Genomic DNA, 21,410 nt, shown 5'->3' on the forward strand with positions numbered 1-21,410 from the left:
CCGCGTTCCCGGGCCGCGTTCCCGGGCCGCGCGCTCAGCGCGCCGACGGCTCCAGGTGGTGCAGCCGCACGTCGCTCACCCGGCCGCCGCCGACGGTCAGGGTGGTCCACGTGAACGTCGGCATCCGCCGCCGGTCGGTGGGCGAGCCGGGGTTCAGCAGCCGCAGCCCCGACGGGGTGGTCGAGTCCCACGGCACGTGGCTGTGGCCGAACACCAGCAGGTCCGCGCGCCCCGCCCACACCGCGTCGCAGCGCCGCTCCCGGCCGCGCGCCGGCCCCGTCTCGTGGACCACCGCCACCCGCACCCCGCCCAGCTCCACCTCGGCGGTCTCGCCCAGCAGCGCGCGCACGTCCTCGCCGTCGTTGTTGCCGGCGACCCCGACGAGCCGGCGCGCCCGCCGCTGGAACGCGCGCACCGTCGCCGCGTCCACCCAGTCCCCCGCGTGCACGACGACGTCGGCGGCCTCGACCGCCTCCCACACCGGCGCCGGCAGGTCCTTCGCCCGCCGGGGCAGGTGGGTGTCGGAGACCAGCAGCAGGCGCACCGGCAGCCCCTCCCCCGCGTCCGCCGCGGGCTCGCCGCCGTTCAGCCGAGCTGGCGGACGCGGACGGTCTCGGGCAGCTGCCGCAGCCGGCGGCCGACCTCCTCCGAGGCCGGGGCGGCGATGTCGGTGACCACGTACCCCAGGTCCCCGCGGGTGGCCAGCTGCTGGCCCTCGATGTTCACGCCCTCGTCGGCCAGCACGCCGTTGATGGCGGCCAGCACCCCGGGCACGTTGCGGTGCAGGTGCACCAGCCGCACCGTGCCGGGGGCGTGCTCGGTCGCCAGCGCCGGCAGGTTCACGCTCAGCGTCGTCGTCCCGTGCAGGGCGTAGTCGCGCAGCTTGGCGGCCACGAACCGGCCGATGTCCTCCTGCGCCTCCTCCGTCGACCCGCCCACGTGCGGGGTGAGGATGACGTTGTCCAGGCCGCGCAGCTCCGAGTCGAACGCCTGCCCGCTGCCCTTGGGCTCCTGCGGGAAGACGTCCACGGCCGCGCCCGCCAGGTGGCCGGACTCCACGTGCCGGCGCAGCGCGCCGTGGTCGACGACGAACCCGCGCGAGAGGTTCAGGAAGATCGAGCCCGGGCGCATCCGGGCGAACTCCGCCTCGCCGAAGAACCCCGTGTTGCTGCTGCGGCCGTCCACGTGCAGCGTGACGACGTCGGCGATCTCCAGCACCTCGTGCAGGCTGCCGCAGCGGCGGGCGTTGCCCAGGGCCAGCTTGTCGGTGGTGTCGTAGAAGAACACGCTCATGCCCAGCGCCTCGGCGACCACCGACAGCTGCGAGCCGATGTTGCCGTAGCCCACGATGCCCAGGCGGCGGCCGCGGACCTCGTGCGAACCGGCCGCCGACTTGTCCCACACGCCCGCGTGCATGGCGCGGTCCTTGACCGTCAGCCGGCGCGTCAGCGCGATGATCTCCGCGAGCGCCAGCTCCACCACGCTGCGGGTGTTGCTGTAGGGGGCGTTGAAGACGGCGACCCCCCGCTCGGCGGCCGCGAACAGGTCGACCTGGTTGGTGCCGATGCAGAAGGCGCCCACGGCGCGCAGGTCCCGCGCCGCCTCCAGCACCGCGGCGGTCACCTGCGTCTGCGAGCGGATGCCCAGCAGGGACACGCCGTCCAGGCGCTCGGCGAGCTCGGTCTCGTCGAGCGCGCCGGGCGCCGTCTCGACCTGCCAGCCGGCCTCGGACAGCAGCGCGCGGGCGTCGGCGTGGATGTTCTCCAGCAGCAGCGCCCGGCGGGTGCCGGTGCCTCCCGCCTCGCGGAGGGGGGCGGCGGGCTGCGCCAGGTCGGCGGCGGGCACGGGCGCGGGCACGGAGTCCTCCAGCGGTGACGGGCGCGGGGTGGGTCTCCAGTGTGGCGCACGGCACGCGCCGCTCCCGACGGGGCCGGGTCCCCCGACGTGCCGGGCGGCGCGGCGTCCCGCACGATCGCGGGGTGCGGACCGGGCGCGAGCGGGTGGCGCGCTGCCCGCCCGTCCGGCGCCGCGGCGCCTCCCGGCTGGTGTCGACCTCCGGCCACCAGGCCCTGGCGACCCTGGTCACCGCCGCCTCCGGCGCCCTGTTCTGGGTGCTGGCCGCCCGCAGCGCCCCGCCCGAGGTCGTCGGCACCGCCACCGTGCTCGTCTCGGCCGTCTCCTTCCTCGCCCTGGCGGCGCTGCTGGGCACCCCCGTCTGGCTCGTGCGCGCCGTCTCCACCGCCGACGGCGCCGCGCGGCGGGACAGCGGACGGGACAGCGAACGGGCCGGCGGGGGACGGCGCAGCGGGTGGGGCCGGGGCGCGGGCTGGTCGCGCGAGCTGGACCTCGCGCTGGGCGCCGCCGCCCTCGCCGCCACCCTCGGCGCGCTCGCCTACCTGCTCCTCGCGCCGTCGGCCGTGGCGGGCCTGGAGGTGCTGCGCTCGCCCGCCACGGCCGTGCTCCTCGTCGGGACGGCCGTGGCGCTGACGGTCAGCTCGGTCACCGACGCCGCCTTCGTCGGCCTGCGCGCCACCCGCTGGAACCTCCTCCTGGACGGCCTGGGCCAGGGCGGCGCCAAGCTCGCCGTGCTGCTGGGGCTGGCCGCCGCGGCCGGGACGGTGGACGCGGCCGGGGTCCTCGGCGCCGTCGGCTGCGGCGCGGCCGTCTCGGCGCTCGGCAGCCTGCTCGTGCTGCGCCTGCGCTGCGGGTGGCGCTCGACCCACCGGGTGGACGCGCGGCGCGACCTGGCGCTGCTGCGCCGGCGCGCCGGGGAGGCCGCGGGCACCCACGGCGCCCACCTGGCGTTCCACGCGCCCACCCTGCTCGTGCCCCTGGTGGTGCTGTCCGAGCGCGGGGCGGCCGCGGCCGGCGTCGTCCAGCTCAGCGCCACCGCCGCCGGCGTGCTGTTCGGCACGGCCTGCGCCGTGACGGCCGCCACCCTCGCCGAGGCGGGCAGCGCCCCGCTGCGCGCCGTCCTGCCCCGCGCCGCCGGGCTGCTCGCCGTCGCCGTCGTGCCCGCCGCGGCCCTGCTGGCGTGGCAGGCGCCCGCGGTCCTGCGGCTGCTGGGCGAGGAGTACGCGGCCACCGGCACGGGCGTCCTCGTGGCCTTCGCCGTGTCCGCCCCGTGCGTGGCCGCCCTGGACCTGACGGTCGTCGTGCTGCGCGCCCGCGGCCGGGCGCGCGCCCAGCTGCTCGTCGCCCTCGTCACGGGTGCCGTCACGGTCGGCGGGGTGGTCGCCGGGCTCACCGCGGGCGCGGGCCTGGCCGTCGTGGGCGCCGCCTGGGCGCTCGGCGCGCTCGCCGGGACGGCGGTGGCCGTCCCGCTCGTCCTGGCCGGCGCGCGCCGCGCACCGGACCGGGCCCCGAGCGCGGCGCCGAGCCGGGTGTCCTGAGACCCGGCGACGGAGCGGGTCAGCTCCCGCCCAGCGCCTGGTCCACGGCCCGCGCGACGGGGACGTCGCCGCCCACGAGCTCCAGCACCTCCCCGCGCCCCGCGCTGCCGTCGGCGAGGCGGTCCAGCAGCTCGGCCAGCACCGCCGCGACGTCGGCGCGGGGCACCTGCCCGCGCTCCACCGACGGCGCCAGCCGCACCCGGCCCGTGGCCGCCTCGTCGGTCAGGCCCCCCGGGCGCAGGACCGTCAGGCGCAGCCCCTCGCGGGCCAGCAGGTCCTGCTCGGCGGCCAGCTTGGCCCGCAGGTAGGCGACGAACACCTCGTCGGCGCCCTCCGGCGCGCGGCCGTCGGCCACGGCCTCCAGGCCGATCGAGGACACCAGCAGGTACGGGGCCACCCCGGCGCGCAGAGCCGCGTCGGCCAGCAGCACGGCCGCGCCCCGGTCCACGCTGTCCTTGCGCCCGGCGCCGCTGCCCGGGCCCGCCCCGGCGGCGAAGACGACCGCGTCCGCGCCGCGCAGGTCCCCGGCCAGCTCCTCGGCCGACGTGCTCTCCAGGTCGCGCACCACCGGGCGCACGCCCAGGGCCTCCAGGTCGCCGGCGTGGTCGGGGTTGCGCACCAGACCGACCACCTCGTCACCGCGGGCGGTGAGGAGGCGGCCCAGGTGCTGGGCGATCTTGCCGTGGGCTCCTGCCAGGACGACGAGCATCCCGCCACCGTACGAGCGGCGGTCCCGCCCCGCCCGCCGCGGGGGCGGGCGGGACGGCGGGCGGCTCAGCGCAGCGGGGCGTCCGCGACGTCCTCGTCGGTCAGGGTCGCGGCGTCCGGGCGGGCCTCCAGGCGCTCCTCGGGGATCGGCTTGCCGGAGACCACCGAGATGCCGTAGGTGCCGTCCTCGATCCGCTTGAGGGCGTCCTCGACGCTGGCCAGGCGGCGCTTGGCGCCGTCCAGCAGCCCCTCGTCCTGCGCGGCGAACTGCTCGTGGGCGCCGCGGTCGCCGAAGTCCGCCCCGCCCTCCGGGGTGTCGGGCAGCACGCCCGACTCCAGCCGGCTGCGGATGCCGTCGATGTCGGCCATCAGCTGCTGCTGCATGTCCAGGAGCCGCTCGCGGGCCACCTGCGTGTCCATCGTCTCCCCCACCTCTCGTCCACCGGTCGGCGCGACCGGGCCGCGGGACCCCGCGGTGCAGCCCCCATCCATACCCCGCCGGAGGGACCGGGGCACGGCGGGAGCACAGTGGGCGCCCGTGAGCGTCCTCGAAGTGCACCTGGCCCGCCGTCCGCAGGGCGAACCCGTCCCCGACGACTTCGCGCTCGTCGAGGTGCCCGAGCAGCCCCTCGGCGACGGCGAGGTCCGCGTCCGCCTGCTCGTCATGTCGGTCGACCCGTACATGCGCCCCCGGATGGACGACGTGCCCTCCTACGTGCCGCCCTACCAGCTCGGGCAGCCGCTGGACGGCGGCGCCGTCGGCGTCGTGGAGGAGTCGCGCGCGCCGGGCCTGGCCGTGGGCGACCTCGTCCAGCACGGGCTGGGCTGGCGCTCGTCCGTCGTGCTGCCCGCCGGCCGGGTGCGCCGGCTGGACCTGCCCGACGGCGTCGGCGAGGGCGCCGCCCTCGGTGTGCTCGGCATGCCCGGCTTCACCGCCTGGGCGGGTCTGCTGCACGTGGCCTCGATGCGCCCCGGCGACGCCGTGTTCGTCTCCGGCGCGGCCGGTGCCGTCGGTTCCCTGGTGGGGCAGATCGCCCGCCTGAAGGGCGCCTCGCGGGTCGTGGGCAGCGCGGGCGGGCACGTCAAGGCCGCCCACCTCGTCGACGACCTGGGCTTCGACGCCGGCATCGACCACCGGGCGGCCCCCGTCCTGGAGCAGCTGAGCGCCGCCGCGCCCGACGGGATCGACGTGTACTTCGACAACGTCGGCGGCGACCACCTCGAGGCGGCGATCGCGGTGGCCAACGACCACGCCCGGTTCGCGCTGTGCGGCAGCGTCGCGACCTACAACTCCCCGCGGGACCTGGCCTCGGCCCCGCCCGGGCCGCGCAACCTCTTCGCCGTCGTCGGCAAGCGGCTGCGGCTGCAGGGGTTCATCGTCGGCGACCTCGCCGACCTGCGCCCGGAGTTCGAGCGGGAGGTGGGCGGCTGGCTGGCCGACGGCTCGCTGGTGGCGCGCGAGACGGTCGTCGAGGGCCTGGAGAACGCCCCGGAGGCCCTCATCGGTCTCCTGCGGGGCGCCAACACCGGCAAGATGCTCGTCCGCGCCGGCCACCGCTGACCCCGCGCCCGGCCCCACGCCCGGCCCCGCTGCGGGCGCCCGGGCCGGCCGGGGACCCGCCCGCGCTGCGCCGGGCGGCGCGCGGGTCCATGCTGGGCGGGTGATCTCGGTCGACCTGGCGCTGCGGCTGAAGGAGGCGGGCCTGCACTGGGCACCCGCCCCCGGTGACCGGTTCGTCCTGCCGCACCGCGGCATGGACGAGGACGTCTTCACCCTCAGCGACATGACCGTCGAGGTGCACGACCACCCCACCGGCAGCTTCATCGGGTTCAACGGCACCACCGAGTGGGCCCTGGACTCCGTCGACCAGCCCGACGCCTGCTGGCTGCCCGCGGAGCACCAGCTGCGCGAGCAGCTCGGTGACCGGTTCACCCGGCTGGAGCGGCGCGACGGGCCCGAGGGGACGGTGCACCGCGTCCTGCTGCTCGACGAGCACGGCGCGGACGCCTTCGAGGACCCCGACCCCGCCTGCGCCTACGCCCTGGCGCTGCTGCACCACCTGTCCGGGGCCCCCGGCGGCAGCACCGGCACCGCCGGGGCGTCCTCGGCGCGCACCGCCTGACGCCCCGGACGGTCCGGCGGCCGGTCGAGCGGACGTCTCAGCGCCCCGGGCCCGGCTCGCCCTCCTGCGGGTCCTGCCCGGCCAGGAAGCGCTCGAACTCGGCGCCCAGCTCGTCCGCGGTGGGCAGGTAGGCCGACCCGGCGCTGGTGCCGCGGCCCGCGTCGCCGGACGCGTCGTACTGCTCCTCCAGGGCCGTCACCACGGCCTGCGCCTCCGGGGACTCGGCCACCTGCTTGTCGACCTCCACGCGGGTGGCCGCGGCCTGCTCCAGCAGGTCACCCACCGGCAGGTCCACGCCCGTGGCGCCCGAGATGGTGCGCAGCAGGACCGCGGCGGCGTCGGGGTAGTCGTTGCCGGCCAGGTAGTGCGGGACGTGCGCGAGCACGGACAGCACGTCGCGGCCGGTCTCCGCGCCGCGCAGGTGCAGCAGGGCGGTGACGTGACCGGGGACCTGCGCCTCCACCTCCCACGTGCGGTAGCCCTCCAGCAGCTCCGGCCGGCTCGCGCTGGCGGTCACGCCGCTGGGGCGGGTGTGCGGGACGGCGGTCGGGGCGGCGTTGAGGACGACGGTCAGCCCGGCGCCGAGCCGGTCGGCCAGCTGCCAGACGGCCGCGCTGAAGCGCTCCCACTGCACGTCCGGCTCGGGGCCGGTCAGCAGGAGGAAGGAGGAGCCGTCCTCGTCGAGGACGCGCAGCAGGCGCAGCTGCGGCGGCTCGTACGAGGACCACGTCGTCCCCGTGAACGTCATCGGCGGGCGGCGCGCGCGGTAGTCGTGCAGCTGGTCGACGTCGAAGGTCGCCACGAGCTCGTGCCGCCGGGTCGCCAGCAGGTGGTCCACGGCCTGCCGCACCGCGGCACCGGCGTCGACGAACCCGGACAGGGCCACGACGAGGGGCGGCTCGACGAGCCGGGGGACGTCCGGCTCGAGACGGTAGAGCGCAGCGGGATCGAGCATGCGGTCATCATCCCCCGCCGTCCCTCCGCACCGCGCGGGGCAGGAGCGCGGCCGGGGCGTTCAGGCGCCGGGCGAACCGGCCGCGGCGCTCTCGCGCTCGGCGCGCAGGGCGTGGATGGCGGCCTCGAAGTCGGCCAGCGACTCGAAGGCCTGGTAGACCGAGGCGAAGCGCAGGTAGGCCACCTCGTCCAGCTCGCGCAGGAACGGCAGCGTGGCCAGCCCGACCTGGTGCGCGTCGACCTCGGCGGCGCCCTGCGAGCGCACGGCCTCCTCGACGCGGTGGGCCAGCAGGGCGATGTCGTCCTCGCTGACGGGGCGCCCCTGGCAGGCCTTGCGGACGCCGGAGGCGATCTTGGCGCGGCTGAACGGCTCTCCCGCCCCGCTGCGCTTGACGACGGTCAGGCTCGCGGTCTCGACGGTGGTGAAGCGGCGGGAGCACTGGGGGCACTGGCGGCGCCGGCGGATGCTGCTGCCGTCGTCGGTGGTGCGGGAGTCCACGACGCGCGAGTCGGGGTGACGGCAGAACGGACAGTGCACGCCGGTTCCCTCCCGCGCGGTGGCGCCTCGGCCCTCGCACGCGGCGGCGCGCGGGCCCGGTGGTGCGCACGGTAGCGCACCGCGCCGCCACCCGGCGGCGCCCGTCACCCGCTGCTCGCCCGTCACGGCCGTCCCCGCCCCGCGCCGCCCGGCCCGCGGATCAGTCCAGGACCGGCAGGCTCAGCCGCTGACCGGCCTGCAGCGCGTGCGAGGGCAGGTCGTTGAGGACGACGATCCGGGCGGCCACCTCGCGCCAGTCGGCGTCGGGGGCCCACTGGGCCGCGATCTGCGACAGCGTCTGCCCGGGCAGGACGGTGACGGTGACCGGAGCCGCGGAGGCGGCGGCCACCAGGGGCGCGTGCGGGGCCCGCGCGGGCGCCCGCCCGCCGTCCGCGACCGCTCCCACCGCCGCCACGGCCGTGCAGGTCAGCAGGGTCGCCGCGGCCGTGGTCAGGGCCAGCCGGCCGCGGCGGGTCAGGCGCAGCGGGCGGCGGTCGGCGCGCGGCGGCGCGGGCACCGCCCGCCGCGGTGCCGGGACCGGGGCGCGGTGGCAGTCGGGGCCCGTGGGCACGAGGACCAGGACGGCGGACGACCGCGCACGGGCTCCCCGGGCCGACCGCTGCGGGCGGCCGCGGCCCGGGAGCGCCGGGGTGCCCGCGCGGCGCGGGACGGTCGGGACGGGGACGAGGGCGGTGGCGCTCACGGGGGTGGCCTCCATCTCGGTCGGGCGCCTCCTCGAACAGGTGTTCGAAGGGGCCCGGCAGTTGTACCACCGGGGCACCGGTGGTGCGCAAGACCGCGGTCGAACAGCGTTCGACCCGGCGTGCGCGGCGCACGCTGCCACCCGGGTACGACACGAGGCCCGCGCCCGTCCCCCCGCTCCCGCGACCGACCCCGCGACCGGCCGCCCGGCCGGACCGCGGGCTCAGGCGTAGCGGCGCGCGGCGCGCTCGCGGGCCCGCGCGGCGAGCACCTCGCGCTCGCGCGGGGGCGCCGCGGTCACCAGCGAGCCGAGCAGCTCCTCGGTGGCGGCGGCCACGGCCTCGACGGCGCGGTCGAAGGCGTCCTGGTTGCGCCGCGACGGACGGGTCGTCCCGGCGACCTTGCGCACGTACTGCAGCGCGGCGGCGCGGGCCTCCTCCCCCGTGGCGGGCGGCTCGACGTTGTGCAGCTGGTGGATGCTCCGGCACATGCCGCGGAGGGTGGGCGCGGGGGACGGTCCCGTCAAGGGCCGCGCCAGGGGCGACACGCTTCGAACAGGTGTTTGATCGGCGACCGGCCGCGCGCTACGGTCGGGCTGCCGCCCGCTGCGGGGGCGGCGGCCGCCGGGGACCGGCGGTGCGCGCGGGGCGGGAGGAGCCGAGGTGGCCGACCAGGTCGAGGAGCGGGCCGGGCAGCCGGCGCCGGAGGACGCGACGGCCACGGTGCACGCCCTGCCCGACCGGGGGTTGGACGCCGCCGGGCTGACCCCCCGCCAGCGCGGGGTGCTCGAGGCCATCCGCGAGGCGGTCGGCCGCAACGGCTACCCGCCGAGCCTGCGCGAGATCGGCGCCGCCGTGGGGCTGACCAGCCCCAGCAGCGTCGCCCACCAGGTGCGCACGCTGGAGCGGCTGGGGTACCTGCGCAAGGACCCGCGCCGGCCCCGCACGCTGGAGGTCGTGGCGCCTCCCCCGGCCGACGCCGTCACCGGCGGCGCGCTCGACGGGGACGAGGCGCACCCGGCGCCCACCTGGGTGCCCGTCGTGGGGCGCATCGCCGCCGGCGGCCCGATCCTGGCCGAGCAGCTGGTCGAGGACGTCTTCCCCCTGCCCGCCGAGATCGTCGGGGCGGGTCAGCACTTCGTGCTGCGCGTGGTCGGGGACTCGATGGTCGAGGCCGCCATCTGCGACGGCGACTGGGTGGTCGTGCGCCAGCAGCCCACCGCCGACAACGGCGACGTGGTGGCGGCGATGATCGACGGCGAGGCGACGGTCAAGGTGCTGCAGCGCAAGGACGGCCACGTCCGGCTGCTGCCCCGCAACGCCCTGTACGAGCCGATCGACGCCGACGACGCCGTCGTCCTGGGCCGCGTGACGGCCGTCCTGCGCTCCCTGTGAGCCCCGCCCCGGCCGGTCGCGGCCGGGGGGGTCAGATCGCCGCGCCGACCACGCGCTCCACGGCCGCCTCCACGGCCAGCCGGGGGGTGGTCAGCACCGGCACGTGCAGGTCCCGCAGCAGCGGCGCGGCCACGACCATGCTCGCCTGGGCCAGGACGACGACGTCGACGGGCGGCTCGGCGGAGCGCACGGCGCAGCGCACCGCCTCGGCCACGCTCGTGGCGTAGGTGATGAGGTCTCCCTCCTCGAAGGCGGGCCAGGTGCCGGGGCAGTCCACGGGCACGAGCTCCACGTCGCGCTCGGCCTCGCGCGCGCACTCGCGCAGCAGGGGCAGGGCGCTCGCGGCGGCCTCGGGCAGCGAGCTGACCACGGCGATGCGCCGGCCGGCCACGACGGCGGCCTCCGCCATCGGGCGGTCCACCCGCAGCACGGGCACCTCCAGCTCCAGGCCGATCTCCTCGGCCACCGGCCCCACCGTCGAGCAGGTGCAGACGACGACGTCGGCGCCCTCGGCGACGAGCCGGCGCAGCCGGTCGGCGACGGAGGGCCGCACGTGCTCCAAGCCGGACCGGCGGGCCGCGGTGTGCAGCCCCGAGTCGACCAGGTGGCGCGGCTCGACGCGGCGGTCACGCTCGGCGAGGAGGTCGCTGAAGGTGCGGACGTGCGCGTCCGCGGTGTGCAGGAAGCCGACGATGGCCACGCCGAGAGGATGCCACCCGGTGCAGCGCCCGTCAGCAGGAGGTAGCGAGGATCACCCGGGTGCGCGCAGGCGGCGCAGGGCGTCCCGTGCGACCTCCGGTGATGCCGTCCCCCAGAAGGGGGGCAGGCTGGCGCGCAGGAAGGCGCCGTAGCGGGCCGTGGCCAACCGGGGGTCCAGGACGGCCACCACACCGCGGTCGGCGGAGGCCCGCACCAGCCGCCCGGCTCCCTGCGCCAGGCGCACGGCGGCGTGGGAGACCGACACGGACAGGAAGCCGTTGCCGCCCGCGGCGTCCACGGCCCGCGCCCGGGCGGACAGCAGCGGGTCGTCCGGCCGCGGGAACGGGATGCGGTCGACGAGGACCAGCGAGCAGGAGGAGCCGGGCACGTCGACGCCCTGCCACAGCGACAGCGTCCCGAACAGGGACGTCGCCGGGTCGTCGGCGAAGCGGCTGACCAGGCGCGGCAGCCGGTCGTCGCCCTGGCACAGGACCGGCAGCGCCGGGCCGAGGCGCTCGCGCACCGCCGCGGCCGCCTCCTCCGCGGCGCGGCGGGAGGAGAACAGCCCCAGCGTGCGCCCGCCGGCGGCCTCCACGAGCGCCGCGATCTCGTCGAGGACGGCACCGTCCGCGCCCGAGCGGCCCGGCGGCGGCAGGTGCCGGGCCACGTAGAGGATCCCCTGCCGCGGGTAGTCGAAGGGGCTGCCGACGTCCAGCCCGGTCCACGGCACGGCGTCGGCGGGCCGCGGACCACCGCGGCGCAGCCCGAAGGAGCCCGCGACGGCGTCGAACGCGCCGCCGAGCGCCAGTGTCGCCGACGTGGCGACGACGGTCCGCTCGGCGAAGACCCTCTCGCGCAGCAGGCCGGCCACGCCCAGCGGCGCCACGTGCAGCGCGGGCCGGGCGCCGCTGCCCGGACCGCGCCCGCCGCCGCCACCGCTGACCCAGGCGACGTCGTGGTCGGCGTCCTCGGCCAGGCGCGAGGCGGTGGTGAAGACCTCCTGCACGGCGGCGCGGGCCAGGTGGCGGGCGCCGCGCTGCTCGCCGTCCTCGCCCTCGCCGGCGTCCTTGAGCAGGCTCAGCGACGCGCGGGCGGCGTCGCGCACGGACACGACCGCCGCGGCCAGCTGCTCGGGCCAGCGGTCCAGCCGTCCCGGCGGCGCCGTCTCCAGCGCGGCGTCGAGCGCGACGCCCGCGTCGTCCAGGTCCTCGGAGACCACCCCGGCCGAGCGGCGCAGGCGGCGGCTCGCGGCCGCCACCACCGCGGCCGACAGCTCGGCCGTGGCCACGGCCGTCACCCGGTCCGCCAGCTCGTGGGCCTCGTCGACGACGAGGAGGTCGTGCTCGGGCAGCAGCTGGCCGCCCTCCAGGGCGTCGATGGCCGTCATCGCGTGGTTCGTCACCACGACGTCGACGGTGCGGGCGCGGGCGCGCACCCGCTCGGAGAAGCACTCGGCGGCCACGGGGCAGCGCTGGGCGCCCAGGCACTCGCGCGCCGACACCGACACCTGGCGCCAGGCGCGCTCGGACACGCCCGGGTCGAGCTCGTCGCGGTCGCCCGTGGCCGTGGTCGCCGCCCACTCGCGCAGGCGCACCACCTCCCGGCCCAGGCGCCCCGCCCCCGGGTCCTCACCTCCCCCGCCGGCCGCGCCCACGTCGAAGAGGGCGGCCTCCTCGACCGGGAAGCCGCCGTCGAGCTTGTTGCGGCACAAGTAGTTGGCGCGCCCCTTCAGCAGCTCCCACGTCGGCTCGCGCTCCAGGTGCGGGGCGAGCGCCTGCGCCAGCCGGGGCAGGTCCCGCTCGACGACCTGCGCCTGCAGGGCCAGGGTCGCGGTGGAGACGACCACGGCGCGGCCGGTGCGCACGGCGTGCGCCGCGGCGGGCACCAGGTAGGCCATCGACTTCCCGGTGCCCGTGCCGGCCTGCACGAGCAGGTGCCGGCGCGTCCCGACGGCGTCGGCGACGGCCCGCGCCATCCGCTCCTGCCCCTCGCGGCGCTGCCCGCCCAGGACGTCCACGACCGACGACAGCAGCCGGACGGCCTCCTCGGCGCCGACCCCGCCGTCCCCGGCGGCCGGGTCGGCGGGGTCGGCGGGGTCGACCGCACCGGCCGTCTCCGTCGCCGGGCCCCGGGAGGTCGTGGTGCTCACGGTCGCCATCCTCCCCGACGGCCCCGACAGTCCCCGCCCGTCCACAGCGCGGCGCGCCGCCGGAGGCCGTCCACAGCACGAGCGCCCCCGACCGCGACGGTCGGGGGCGCTCGGGCTCGTGCGGGACGTCAGGCGCGGAAGCCGTCCAGCTCCGCCGCCAGCCGCGGGCGGACCCGGGCCAGCAGGCGGGTGCCCGCACCCGTGTGCTCCTCCTGCAGCACCTGGCCGGTGGTGTGCACCCGGTGGACCAGGTCACCCCGGTCGTAGGGCACGCACACCTCCAGCTCGACGTCCGGCACCGGCAGCAGCTGGGCCACCCGCTCGCGCAGCTCCTCCACGCCCCGGCCCGTGCGGGCCGAGACGACGACGGCGCCGCGCTCGCGGGCCAGCAGGCGCTGCAGGACCTCCGGGTCGGCCAGGTCGGCCTTGTTCACCGCGACCAGCTCGGGCACGCGGTGCGCGTCGACGTCGGCCAGGACGGCCCGCACGGCGGCCAGCTGCCCCTCCGGGTCGGGGTGGGAGCCGTCCACGACGTGCAGGACGAGGTCGGCCTCGGCCACCTCCTCCAGGGTGGAGCGGAAGGCCTCGACGAGCTGGTGCGGCAGCCGGCGCACGAAGCCGACCGTGTCGGCCAGGGTGTACGGCCGGCCCTCGGGGGTCTGCGCGCGCCGCACCGTCGGGTCCAGCGTCGCGAACAGCGCGTCCTCGACGAGCACCCCGGCCCCGGTCAGGCGGTTCAGCAGCGAGGACTTGCCCGCGTTGGTGTACCCGGCGATGGCCACCGACGGGACCGCGCGGGCCGTGCGCACGGAGCGCTTGGCGTCGCGGGCGGTGCCCATGCCGCGGATCTCTCGGCGCAGCTTGGCCATCCGCGCGCGGATGCGGCGGCGGTCCAGCTCGATCTTCGTCTCACCGGGACCGCGGGAACCGATCCCCGCACCGCCGGCGACGCGGCCACCGGCCTGCCGGGACATCGACTCGCCCCAGCCGCGCAGGCGCGGCAGCAGGTACTCCAGCTGCGCCAGCTCGACCTGGGCCTTGCCCTCCCGGCTCTTGGCGTGCTGGGCGAAGATGTCGAGGATCACGGCCGTGCGGTCGACGACCTTGACCTTGACGATGTCCTCCAGCCCGCGGCGCTGGGACGCGGACAGCTCCCCGTCGCACACGACGGTGTCGGCGCCCGACTCGGCGACCAGGTCGGCCAGCACCGCCGCCTTACCGGCGCCCAGGTAGGTGGCCGGGTCGGGCGTGGAGCGGCGCTGCAGGACGCCGTCGAGGACGTCGGAGCCGGCGGTGGCGGCCAGGGCGGCGAGCTCCTGCAGGGAGACCTCGGCCTCCTCGCGGCTGGAGTCGGCCGAGGACCAGACCCCGGCCAGGACGACGCGCTCGAGGCGCAGCTGCCGGTACTCGACCTCGGTGACGTCGGCGAGCTCGGTGGACAGCCCGGCGGCGCGGCGCAGGGCGCGCCGGTCGGCGAGGTCGAGCTGCTCGCCGTCGTAGTCGGCGCGCTGCCCGCCGTCGTGCCCGCCGTCGTGGTCGGGGCGCTGGTCGGCGCGCTGGTCGGCGCGCTGGTCGTCCGGCGCGGCGGGAGCGCCGTCGGCGTCCACCGGCTCGTGCTCCTCGTGCCGGTCGTGCCCGCGCAGGATGCGCGCGAGCGCGCGGTCGAGCTCCGCCTGGTCGGCGGACCGCTGCTCGGCCCCGCGCTGACGGGTGTCCGAGCCGCTCTGCTCGTCGACGGGGGCCGCGCCGGTCGGGCGGGTCGTCGTGGACGCCCGGTCGTGGCGGTGGTTCATGGACCTCCTCGGTCGTGCCGGCCGTCCGGCGCGGGTCTCGCGCTCCGACGGGACGTCCAGCGTCTCAGTGCAACGTCGCGGCTGGCGAGCGGATTCCGCCGGGCACCTACCCTGGCCCCGTGGCGGGTGGCACGACGGACAGCGCGGGGACGGCCCCGGTGACGGGCGCGGGGACCAGCGCGGAGACGGGTCCGGCGACGGACGGGGAGCACTACTTCACGGCGCGGCCGGCGTCCGCCGAAGAGCGGCGCGAGGTCGCGGTGCGCCTGGCGGACCGCGACGTGACGGTGACGACGGCGCGGGGGGTCTTCTCCGCCGACCGCGTCGACCCGGGCACCGCGGTGCTGCTGCCGCTCGTGCCCGAGGACCCCGCGGCGACGGGCGACGTGCTGGACCTGGGCTGCGGGTGGGGGCCGGTGGCGCTGACGCTGGCGCTGCGCCAGCCGGGACGCGCCGTGTGGGCCGTCGACGTCAACGAGCGGGCCCTGGACCTCGTGCGCCGCAACGCCGGGCGGCTGGGCGTGCGGGTGCGCGCGGTGACGCCGGACGAGGTGCCGCCGGAGGTGTCCTTCGCCGAGGTGTGGTCCAACCCGCCGATCCGCGTGGGCAAGCCGGCGCTGCACGGGATGCTGCGCCGGTGGGGGGCGCGGCTGGCCCCGGGCGGGCGCGCGCACCTGGTGGTGCAGAAGAACCTGGGCGCGGACTCGCTGCTGCGCTGGCTCGAGGAGGGCGGCGTGCCGGGGGTGAGCGCCCGCCGGACCGCGAGCGCCAAGGGGTTCCGGGTGCTCACGCTGACCCGGGACTGACCCGGGACCGACCTGGGACGGACCCGGACCGCGCCGCGCGCCCGTCAGGCGGGCTGCAGCAGCGCGTCGCCGAGGACGCCGGAGGCCACGAGCACGGCCGGGCCGGTGAGCAGGACGGTGCCCTCCACCAGGCTCGAGCCCTCGCCGACGGTGACGACGAGCTCGCCGCCGGGCACCTCGACCCGCCAGGCGCCGGGGGCGCCGGGACCGGCCCAGGCGCGCGTGGCCAGGGCGGCCGCGCACGCGCCGGTCCCGCAGGAGCGGGTCTCGCCGACCCCGCGCTCGTGCACCCGCATCCGCACCTCGCCCAGGTCGGCGACCGCGTCGCCGGTGACGTCCACGGCGTCCAGGGGGACGACCAGCTCGACGTTGGTGCCGTGCGCGGGGACGGGCCGCACCTCCGGGGCGCGGGTGAGGTCGGCGGCCTCCAGCTCGGCCGGCTCGGCGAGCGCGACGACGGTGTGCGGGTTGCCCAGGTCCACCGACAGCGCCGGGCGCGGGACGCCGCCGAGGCCGGCGACGGCGACGAGGGCGTCGGTGCCGTCGGCCAGGGCCCGCTCGCCGCCGGTCAGCCGCCAGGGGCCCATGTCGGCGGTCCAGCGGCCCGGGCCCTCGCGGCGCACGCGCTTGACGCCCGCGCGGGTGCCGACCGCGACCCAGCGCCCGTCGCCGGCGCTGGCGTCGAGGAAGCCCTCGGCGAGCAGGAACTCGGCGAAGACGCGCACGCCGTTGCCGCACATCTCCGCCACGGAGCCGTCGGCGTTGCGGTAGTCCATGAACCACTCGGCCTCGGCGGCCAGCCCCGCGCCGTCGGCGAGCGCCGCGCTGCGCACGGCGCGCACCAGGCCGTCGGCGCCGACCCCGGCGCGCCGGTCGCACACGCGCGCGACGTCGGCGGGTCCCGGGTCCCACGTCCCCTCGGGGTCGGCGACGAGGACGAAGTCGTTCTCGGTGCCGTGGCCCTTGGTGAAGGCGACGCCGCGGGCGGTGGGGTCGGTGCTCACGCCGGGCAGCCTACGGCGGCCAGCCGGGCCGCCCGCTCGGCCAGCTCGGCGGCGCTGGTGCCGTCGGGGGCGTCCAGCCAGTGCACGCGCGGGTCGCGGCGGAACCACGACTCCTGCTTGCGGGCGAAGCGGCGGGTGAGGCGGGCCGTCAGCTCCAGGGCCTCCTCCAGCGTGGTGCGCCCGTCGAGGGCGTCGAGCACCTGCGCGTAGCCGAGGGCGCGGGAGGCGGTGCGCCCCTCGCGCAGACCGCGCCCGGCCAGGGCGCGCACCTCCTCCACGAGGCCCGCCCCGGCCATCCGCCGCACCCGCGCGTCGATGCGGGCGTCCAGCTGCTCGCGCGGCACGGCCAGGCCGACCTGCACGGCCGGGCGGGCGTAGCGCTGCTCGGGCAGGGACGCGGCGAACGGCCGCCCGGTGATCTCCACGACCTCCAGCGCGCGCACGACGCGGCGGCCGTTGCCGGGCAGGATGCGCGCCGCGGCGTCGGGGTCGCGCGCGGCGAGGACGGCGTGCAGGGCGTGCGGGCCGCGCTCGGCGAGCTCGGCCTCCCAGCGCTCGCGCACCCGCGGGTCGGTGCCGGGGAAGCTCATCTCGTCCAGGGCCGCGCGCACGTACAGCCCGGAGCCGCCCACCAGCAGCGGGCGGCGCCCCCGGGCCGCGACCTCGTCGAAGGCCCGCCGGGCCAGGTGCTGGTAGGTGGCGACGTCGGCGGCCTGCGCGACGTCCAGCACGTCCAGGAGGTGGTGGGGCACCCCGGCCCGCTCGGCGGGCGGCAGCTTGGCCGTGCCGACGTCCATCCCGCGGTACAGCTGCATCGCGTCGGCGTTGACGACCTCGCCGCCCCCGGGCAGCAGCCGGGCCAGCGCGACGGCCACGTCGGACTTGCCGGAGGCGGTGGGCCCCACCACGGCCACCACGGGCGCGGTCGGCTCCTCGCTCGTCACCGGGTGGCCCACGGCGGCATGCTGTCAGACGCTGGGACCCTGTTCGCCCGACGTGGGAGGAGCCGACCGTGGGCACGATGGACTACCTGAACCGCAAGCTGGACGAGGCCGTGGAGCGCACCGGCGACGCCATCGGGGTGGCGCGCCGGCGGGCGGGCTCCTTCGTCGCCGACCACGAGGGGCAGGCCGGCAGCGCGATCGACCGCGCGGCGCGCTTCGTCGACCAGCGCACCGAGGGCAAGTACGCCCCGCACGTGGCGCGGGTCTCGCGGGTGGCGCGCTCGGGCGTGCGCGTGGCGGCCGGGCAGCCCGCGCGCACCGAGCACCCCGACGGCGGGACGAGCATGCGCGGCGGCCAGCCGTACGACGGCACGACGATGTCCGGTCCCGCGCGCTGAGCGCCGGCCGCCACCGAGGACGAGCACCGACCCAGGAGGCCCCGTGACCATCCCGACCCAGCCGCCGACGACTCCCCCGCCGCCGTCCCCTGTGCCGGACCCCGGCAGCCCCGGGTCGCCGCCCGTGCCGGACCCCGGTCCGGTCCCGGACCCCGGGCCCGCGCCGGACCCGGTGACCCCGCCGGCGAAGTAGCGCGCTCCCCGGGCGGCCGCACCGCCCGGGGACGCGGTCAGCGGGTGCGCAGCGCCGGCAGGCCGAGCGCGACGGGCCGGGGGCCGGCGGCCTCCGGCTCGGGGCGGGCCTGGCGCGCCTCCCAGGCGTCGCCGGCGCGGGTGCGCCGCACGGCCCAGGTGCCGGTGACGTCCGCCTCCAGGTGGTGCGGGGCACCGCGCGTGACCGTCACCGTGGCCACGTCGCCGGGCCGCGGCGCGTCCTGGCCCTGCGGCACCGCGAAGTGGACGAGCCGGTTGTCGGGCGCGCGCCCGGACAGCCGCTGCGTGGCGGCGTCCTTGCGGCCCTCGCCCTCGGACACGAGGACCTCCAGCACCCGCCCCTCCTGCGCCCGGTTCTCCGACCAGGCGATCTCCTCCTGCAGCGCGACGAGCCGCTCGTAGCGCTCCTGCACGACCGCCTTGGGCACCTGGCCGTCCATGGTGGCGGCGGGGGTGCCCGGGCGCGGGGAGTACTGGAAGGTGAAGGCGCTGGCGAAGCGGGACTCGGCGACGACCTCCAGCGTCTGCTGGAAGTCCTCCTCCGTCTCGCCGGGGAAGCCGACGATGACGTCGGTGGTGATCGCCGCGTCGGGGATGCGCTCGCGCACCTCCTGCACGATGGCCGCGAAGCGGGTGCGCCGGTAGCTGCGGCGCATGGCCCGCAGCACCCGGTCCGAGCCGGACTGCAGCGGCATGTGCAGGCTCGGCATGACGGTGGGCGTCTCGGCCATCGCGTCGATGACGTCGCTGGTGAAGCTGGACGGGTGCGGGCTGGTGAAGCGCACGCGCTCCAGGCCCTCGACCGCGCCGGTGGCCCGCAGCAGCTTGCCGAAGGCCAGCTTGTCGCCGAACTCCACGCCGTAGGTGTTGACGTTCTGCCCCAGCAGCGTCACCTCGAGCACGCCCTCGGCGACGAGGGCCTCGACCTCGGCGAGCACGTCGCCGGGGCGGCGGTCCTTCTCCTTGCCGCGCAGGCTGGGGACGATGCAGAAGGTGCAGGTGTTGTTGCAGCCGACGGAGACGCTGACCCACGCCGCGTAGGGCGACTCGCGGCGGGTGGGCAGCGTGGAGGGGAACACCTCCAGCGACTCCAGGATCTCCACCTGCGCCTGCTCGTTGTGGCGGGCGCGCTCGAGCAGCACGGGCAGCGAGCCGACGTTGTGGGTGCCGAAGACGACGTCCACCCAGGGCGCCTTGCGGACGATCTCACCGCGGTCCTTCTGCGCCAGGCAGCCGCCCACCGCGATCTGCATGCCCGGCCGGCGCGCCTTCACGGGCGCCAGGTGGCCGAGGTTGCCGTACAGCTTGTTGTCGGCGTTCTCGCGCACGGCGCACGTGTTGAAGACGACGACGTCCGGCTCGGCGGGGCCACCGGCGACGTCGCCGGGCGCCTCGTCGAAGCGCACGTAGCCGGCGTCCTCCAGCAGCCCGGACAGGCGCTCGGAGTCGTGGACGTTCATCTGGCAGCCGAAGGTGCGCACCTGGTAGGTGCGCGGCTGCTCCCCCGCCACCGGCGCGGGAGCCGGGGTCGCGGGGCGCGGGACGGTGGGCGTGCTCATCGCCTCCCAGGGTAGGTCACCGGCACCGGACCCGGCCGACGTCACGGCCGGATCACGATGTGCCCGCCACGTGGCCGGTCCGCTGGTCACGGTGGCGGGTGTGTGTAGGTTCTGCCCGCATGAGTGACCACGCCCAGGCGGCCTCACCGGACGCCGAGCCCCCGCGGGGCACCGGCGGCCGCGAGCCGCTGGTGGTGCTGCGCGACGTGCAGAAGCACTTCGGGCAGCTGCACGTGCTGCGCGACATCGACCTCACCGTCGCGCACGGCGAGGTCGTCGTCGTCATCGGCCCCTCCGGCTCCGGCAAGTCCACGCTGTGCCGGACGATCAACCGGCTGGAGACGATCGACTCCGGGCACATCACCGTCGACGGCCGCGAGCTGCCCCAGGAGGGCAAGGAGCTGGCGCGCCTGCGCGCCGACGTCGGCATGGTGTTCCAGTCCTTCAACCTCTTCGCGCACAAGACGGTGCGCGAGAACGTCACGCTCGGGCCGACGAAGGTCCGCGGCGTCTCCTCGGCCGACGCGGACCGGCGCGCCACCGAGCTGCTCGAGCGGGTGGGCGTGGCCAGCCAGGCCGACAAGTACCCCGCCCAGCTGTCCGGCGGCCAGCAGCAGCGCGTGGCGATCGCGCGGGCGCTGGCCATGGAGCCGAAGGTCATGCTCTTCGACGAGCCGACGTCGGCGCTGGACCCGGAGATGATCAACGAGGTCCTCGACGTGATGACCGGTCTCGCCAAGAGCGGCATGACCATGATCGTCGTCACGCACGAGATGGGGTTCGCCCGCCGCGCCGCGGACAGGGTCGTCTTCATGGCGGACGGGCGCATCCTCGAGGACGCCGAGCCGGAGGAGTTCTTCACGGCCCCCAAGCACGAGCGGGCCAAGGACTTCCTCTCCAAGATCCTCACGCACTGAGGGTCTCCGGACCGCGGCGCCGGGCCACCCCCGGCACCGCCGCCGCTCCGCGGCACACCGCAGGAACGACGACACGACCAGGAGGCACCGCTCCCATGAGGAAGTTCCGCACCGCCCTGCTCGCCGGGACGGCCGCCGCCGCGCTGGCCCTGACGGGCTGCGGCGGTGACGACACCGCGACCGAGGGCGCGGAGGCACCCAGCCCCTCCAGCGACGTCAGCTTCGAGGCCGGCACGACGATGGCCGAGATCAACGAGGCCGGCACCATCACCGTGGGCACCAAGTTCGACCAGCCCGGCTTCGGCCTGGCCAACCTCGAGGGCACCCCCGAGGGCTTCGACGTCGACATCGCCAAGTACATCGCGGCGCAGCTCGGCGTCGAGGAGGACTCCATCGAGTGGGTCGAGGCGCCCAGCGCCCAGCGCGAGGACCTCATCGTCAACGAGACGGTCGACATGGTGGTGGCCACCTACACCATCAACGACACCCGCAAGGAGCGGATCACCTTCGCGGGGCCGTACTACCAGGCCGGCCAGCAGATCATGGTGCTGGAGGACAACACCACGATCAACGGCCCCGAGGACCTCGCGGCCAACCCCGACGTCACCATCTGCTCGGTGACCGGCTCGACGCCCGCGGAGAACATCCGCGAGTACCTGGCCTCGCCGGGGCAGCTCGTGGAGTTCGAGGTCTACGACGACTGCGTGGCCGCCATGCAGAACGGCCAGGTCCAGGCGATGACGACCGACAACGTCATCCTCACCGGCTACGTGGCCGAGAACGAGGGCGAGTTCAAGCTCGTCGGCGAGCAGTTCACCGAGGAGCCGTACGGCATCGGCATCACCAAGGGCGACACCGCCTTCTGCGAGTTCATCAACGAGTCGCTGCAGAAGGCCGCCGACGAGGGCTACTACGAGGAGGCCTGGACCTCCACGGCCGGCCAGTACGAGGGCACCGAGGTCCCGACGCTGCCCGAGCCCGACGCCTGCGTCTGACCCGCACCACCCCTGGAGCGCCCCGGCGCTCCACCCCCGACGCACGAGGGGGGACGACGGCCCCGACGACGTGGCCGCCGCCCCTCCTCGTGCACCCGTCAGCCCCGGAGGCGGAGGCCCGA

At 77.3% G+C, this 21,410-nt stretch carries 22 protein-coding genes; 8 read left to right on the forward strand and 14 right to left on the reverse strand.

What is annotated here, in order from left to right; genetic code table 11:
- Positions 1-34 precede the first annotated feature (34 nt).
- Complete coding sequence (locus tag AB8M62_RS01375) at positions 35-544, reverse strand: metallophosphoesterase family protein (protein WP_369053009.1); 510 nt, start codon at positions 542-544, stop codon at positions 35-37.
- 41 nt (positions 545-585) lie between these two features.
- Positions 586-1,830, reverse strand: a complete 1,245-nt coding sequence (gene serA / locus AB8M62_RS01380; protein ID WP_369053046.1) for a phosphoglycerate dehydrogenase — start codon at positions 1,828-1,830, stop codon at positions 586-588.
- Between the two features lie 149 nt (positions 1,831-1,979).
- On the opposite strand from serA, the gene AB8M62_RS01385 reads away from it, so the two are divergent.
- The gene (locus AB8M62_RS01385) at positions 1,980-3,392 is read left to right on the forward strand and encodes a hypothetical protein (RefSeq protein ID WP_369068414.1); all 1,413 of its coding nucleotides are present in this window, start codon (positions 1,980-1,982) and stop codon (positions 3,390-3,392) included.
- 19 nt (positions 3,393-3,411) lie between these two features.
- Here the strand turns inward: AB8M62_RS01385 and AB8M62_RS01390 are convergent, their stop codons facing one another.
- Both AB8M62_RS01390 and AB8M62_RS01395 read right to left on the reverse strand, forming a co-directional pair.
- Entirely contained in the window at positions 3,412-4,101 is a 690-nt protein-coding gene (locus tag AB8M62_RS01390) for an NAD(P)H-binding protein (RefSeq protein WP_369068415.1), read from the reverse strand.
- A 65-nt stretch (positions 4,102-4,166) separates the two neighbouring features.
- On the reverse strand, positions 4,167-4,520 hold the full coding sequence (locus AB8M62_RS01395; protein ID WP_369053004.1) for a TraR/DksA family transcriptional regulator: 354 nt from the start codon (positions 4,518-4,520) through the stop codon (positions 4,167-4,169).
- Positions 4,521-4,638: 118 nt separating this feature from the next.
- Between AB8M62_RS01395 and AB8M62_RS01400 the strand changes: the two genes are divergently transcribed.
- Both AB8M62_RS01400 and AB8M62_RS01405 read left to right on the forward strand, forming a co-directional pair.
- Positions 4,639-5,661: an NADP-dependent oxidoreductase gene (locus tag AB8M62_RS01400; RefSeq protein ID WP_369068416.1), complete on the forward strand. Its 1,023-nt coding sequence runs from the start codon at positions 4,639-4,641 to the stop codon at positions 5,659-5,661.
- Between the two features lie 100 nt (positions 5,662-5,761).
- Complete coding sequence (locus AB8M62_RS01405) at positions 5,762-6,223, forward strand: pilus assembly protein CpaE (protein ID WP_369053001.1); 462 nt, start codon at positions 5,762-5,764, stop codon at positions 6,221-6,223.
- A gap of 37 nt (positions 6,224-6,260) precedes the next feature.
- On the opposite strand, the gene AB8M62_RS01410 is transcribed toward AB8M62_RS01405, so the two are convergent.
- From AB8M62_RS01410 to AB8M62_RS01425, 4 genes are all read right to left on the reverse strand, one after another.
- Positions 6,261-7,178 carry a proteasome assembly chaperone family protein gene (locus AB8M62_RS01410; protein WP_369068417.1) on the reverse strand — a complete coding sequence of 306 codons (918 nt, stop codon included), beginning with the start codon at positions 7,176-7,178 and terminating at the stop codon, positions 6,261-6,263.
- Positions 7,179-7,238: 60 nt separating this feature from the next.
- The gene (gene nrdR / locus AB8M62_RS01415) at positions 7,239-7,715 is read right to left on the reverse strand and encodes a transcriptional regulator NrdR (RefSeq protein ID WP_369052998.1); all 477 of its coding nucleotides are present in this window, start codon (positions 7,713-7,715) and stop codon (positions 7,239-7,241) included.
- Positions 7,716-7,875: 160 nt separating this feature from the next.
- Positions 7,876-8,418 (reverse strand): LysM peptidoglycan-binding domain-containing protein, encoded by a 543-nt coding sequence (locus tag AB8M62_RS01420; RefSeq protein WP_369068418.1) that lies wholly within the window; start codon positions 8,416-8,418, stop codon positions 7,876-7,878.
- Positions 8,419-8,640: 222 nt separating this feature from the next.
- Positions 8,641-8,907, reverse strand: a complete 267-nt coding sequence (locus AB8M62_RS01425; protein ID WP_369068419.1) for a DUF2277 domain-containing protein — start codon at positions 8,905-8,907, stop codon at positions 8,641-8,643.
- A 172-nt stretch (positions 8,908-9,079) separates the two neighbouring features.
- On the opposite strand from AB8M62_RS01425, the gene lexA reads away from it, so the two are divergent.
- On the forward strand, positions 9,080-9,811 hold the full coding sequence (lexA, locus tag AB8M62_RS01430; RefSeq protein WP_369052993.1) for a transcriptional repressor LexA: 732 nt from the start codon (positions 9,080-9,082) through the stop codon (positions 9,809-9,811).
- A 31-nt stretch (positions 9,812-9,842) separates the two neighbouring features.
- On the opposite strand, the gene AB8M62_RS01435 is transcribed toward lexA, so the two are convergent.
- From AB8M62_RS01435 to hflX, 3 genes are all read right to left on the reverse strand, one after another.
- Entirely contained in the window at positions 9,843-10,511 is a 669-nt protein-coding gene (locus AB8M62_RS01435) for an aspartate/glutamate racemase family protein (RefSeq protein ID WP_369052991.1), read from the reverse strand.
- Positions 10,512-10,562: 51 nt separating this feature from the next.
- On the reverse strand, positions 10,563-12,668 hold the full coding sequence (locus AB8M62_RS01440) for an ATP-dependent DNA helicase (protein ID WP_369068420.1): 2,106 nt from the start codon (positions 12,666-12,668) through the stop codon (positions 10,563-10,565).
- Positions 12,669-12,787: 119 nt separating this feature from the next.
- Entirely contained in the window at positions 12,788-14,452 is a 1,665-nt protein-coding gene (hflX, locus tag AB8M62_RS01445) for a GTPase HflX (protein WP_369052987.1), read from the reverse strand.
- A 158-nt stretch (positions 14,453-14,610) separates the two neighbouring features.
- Here hflX and AB8M62_RS01450 point away from each other — a divergent pair, with 158 nt between their 5' ends.
- Positions 14,611-15,258, forward strand: coding sequence for a class I SAM-dependent methyltransferase (locus tag AB8M62_RS01450; RefSeq protein ID WP_369068542.1), 648 nt, complete (start codon positions 14,611-14,613; stop codon positions 15,256-15,258).
- Positions 15,259-15,302: 44 nt separating this feature from the next.
- Here AB8M62_RS01450 and dapF read toward each other — a convergent pair whose 3' ends face one another.
- Together dapF and miaA are read right to left on the reverse strand one after the other, a co-directional pair.
- The gene (gene dapF, locus AB8M62_RS01455; RefSeq protein ID WP_369068421.1) at positions 15,303-16,262 is read right to left on the reverse strand and encodes a diaminopimelate epimerase; all 960 of its coding nucleotides are present in this window, start codon (positions 16,260-16,262) and stop codon (positions 15,303-15,305) included.
- Positions 16,259-17,218 (reverse strand): tRNA (adenosine(37)-N6)-dimethylallyltransferase MiaA, encoded by a 960-nt coding sequence (gene miaA / locus AB8M62_RS01460; RefSeq protein WP_369068422.1) that lies wholly within the window; start codon positions 17,216-17,218, stop codon positions 16,259-16,261. The genes dapF and miaA overlap by 4 nt, the downstream gene beginning before the upstream one ends.
- A gap of 65 nt (positions 17,219-17,283) precedes the next feature.
- Here miaA and AB8M62_RS01465 point away from each other — a divergent pair, with 65 nt between their 5' ends.
- A complete protein-coding gene (locus AB8M62_RS01465) occupies positions 17,284-17,604 on the forward strand; it encodes an antitoxin (protein WP_369053043.1) in 321 nt (106 codons plus the stop codon).
- Between the two features lie 230 nt (positions 17,605-17,834).
- On the opposite strand, the gene miaB is transcribed toward AB8M62_RS01465, so the two are convergent.
- Positions 17,835-19,376: a tRNA (N6-isopentenyl adenosine(37)-C2)-methylthiotransferase MiaB gene (gene miaB / locus AB8M62_RS01470; RefSeq protein WP_369052983.1), complete on the reverse strand. Its 1,542-nt coding sequence runs from the start codon at positions 19,374-19,376 to the stop codon at positions 17,835-17,837.
- A 119-nt stretch (positions 19,377-19,495) separates the two neighbouring features.
- Between miaB and AB8M62_RS01475 the strand changes: the two genes are divergently transcribed.
- Together AB8M62_RS01475 and AB8M62_RS01480 are read left to right on the forward strand one after the other, a co-directional pair.
- Entirely contained in the window at positions 19,496-20,293 is a 798-nt protein-coding gene (locus tag AB8M62_RS01475) for an amino acid ABC transporter ATP-binding protein (RefSeq protein WP_373694825.1), read from the forward strand.
- A gap of 95 nt (positions 20,294-20,388) precedes the next feature.
- On the forward strand, positions 20,389-21,288 hold the full coding sequence (locus tag AB8M62_RS01480) for a glutamate ABC transporter substrate-binding protein (protein ID WP_369052981.1): 900 nt from the start codon (positions 20,389-20,391) through the stop codon (positions 21,286-21,288).
- Positions 21,289-21,410 lie beyond the last annotated feature (122 nt).

Source organism: Kineococcus terrestris (assembly GCF_041020755.1).
Classification (GTDB): Bacteria; Actinomycetota; Actinomycetes; order Actinomycetales; family Kineococcaceae; genus Kineococcus; species Kineococcus terrestris.

Coding starts and splice junctions, on each gene's coding strand:
- AB8M62_RS01390 (WP_369068415.1), bottom strand. CDS start 4,101: ATGCTCGTCGTCCTGGCAGGAGCCCACGGCAAGATCGCCCAGCACCTG.
- AB8M62_RS01395 (WP_369053004.1), bottom strand. CDS start 4,520: ATGGACACGCAGGTGGCCCGCGAGCGGCTCCTGGACATGCAGCAGCAG.
- AB8M62_RS01410 (WP_369068417.1), bottom strand. CDS start 7,178: ATGCTCGATCCCGCTGCGCTCTACCGTCTCGAGCCGGACGTCCCCCGG.
- AB8M62_RS01425 (WP_369068419.1), bottom strand. CDS start 8,907: ATGTGCCGGAGCATCCACCAGCTGCACAACGTCGAGCCGCCCGCCACG.
- AB8M62_RS01440 (WP_369068420.1), bottom strand. CDS start 12,668: ATGGCGACCGTGAGCACCACGACCTCCCGGGGCCCGGCGACGGAGACG.
- hflX (WP_369052987.1), bottom strand. CDS start 14,452: ATGAACCACCGCCACGACCGGGCGTCCACGACGACCCGCCCGACCGGC.
- AB8M62_RS01465 (WP_369053043.1), top strand. CDS start 17,284: ATGGACTACCTGAACCGCAAGCTGGACGAGGCCGTGGAGCGCACCGGC.
- miaB (WP_369052983.1), bottom strand. CDS start 19,376: ATGAGCACGCCCACCGTCCCGCGCCCCGCGACCCCGGCTCCCGCGCCG.
- AB8M62_RS01475 (WP_373694825.1), top strand. CDS start 19,496: ATGAGTGACCACGCCCAGGCGGCCTCACCGGACGCCGAGCCCCCGCGG.
- AB8M62_RS01480 (WP_369052981.1), top strand. CDS start 20,389: ATGAGGAAGTTCCGCACCGCCCTGCTCGCCGGGACGGCCGCCGCCGCG.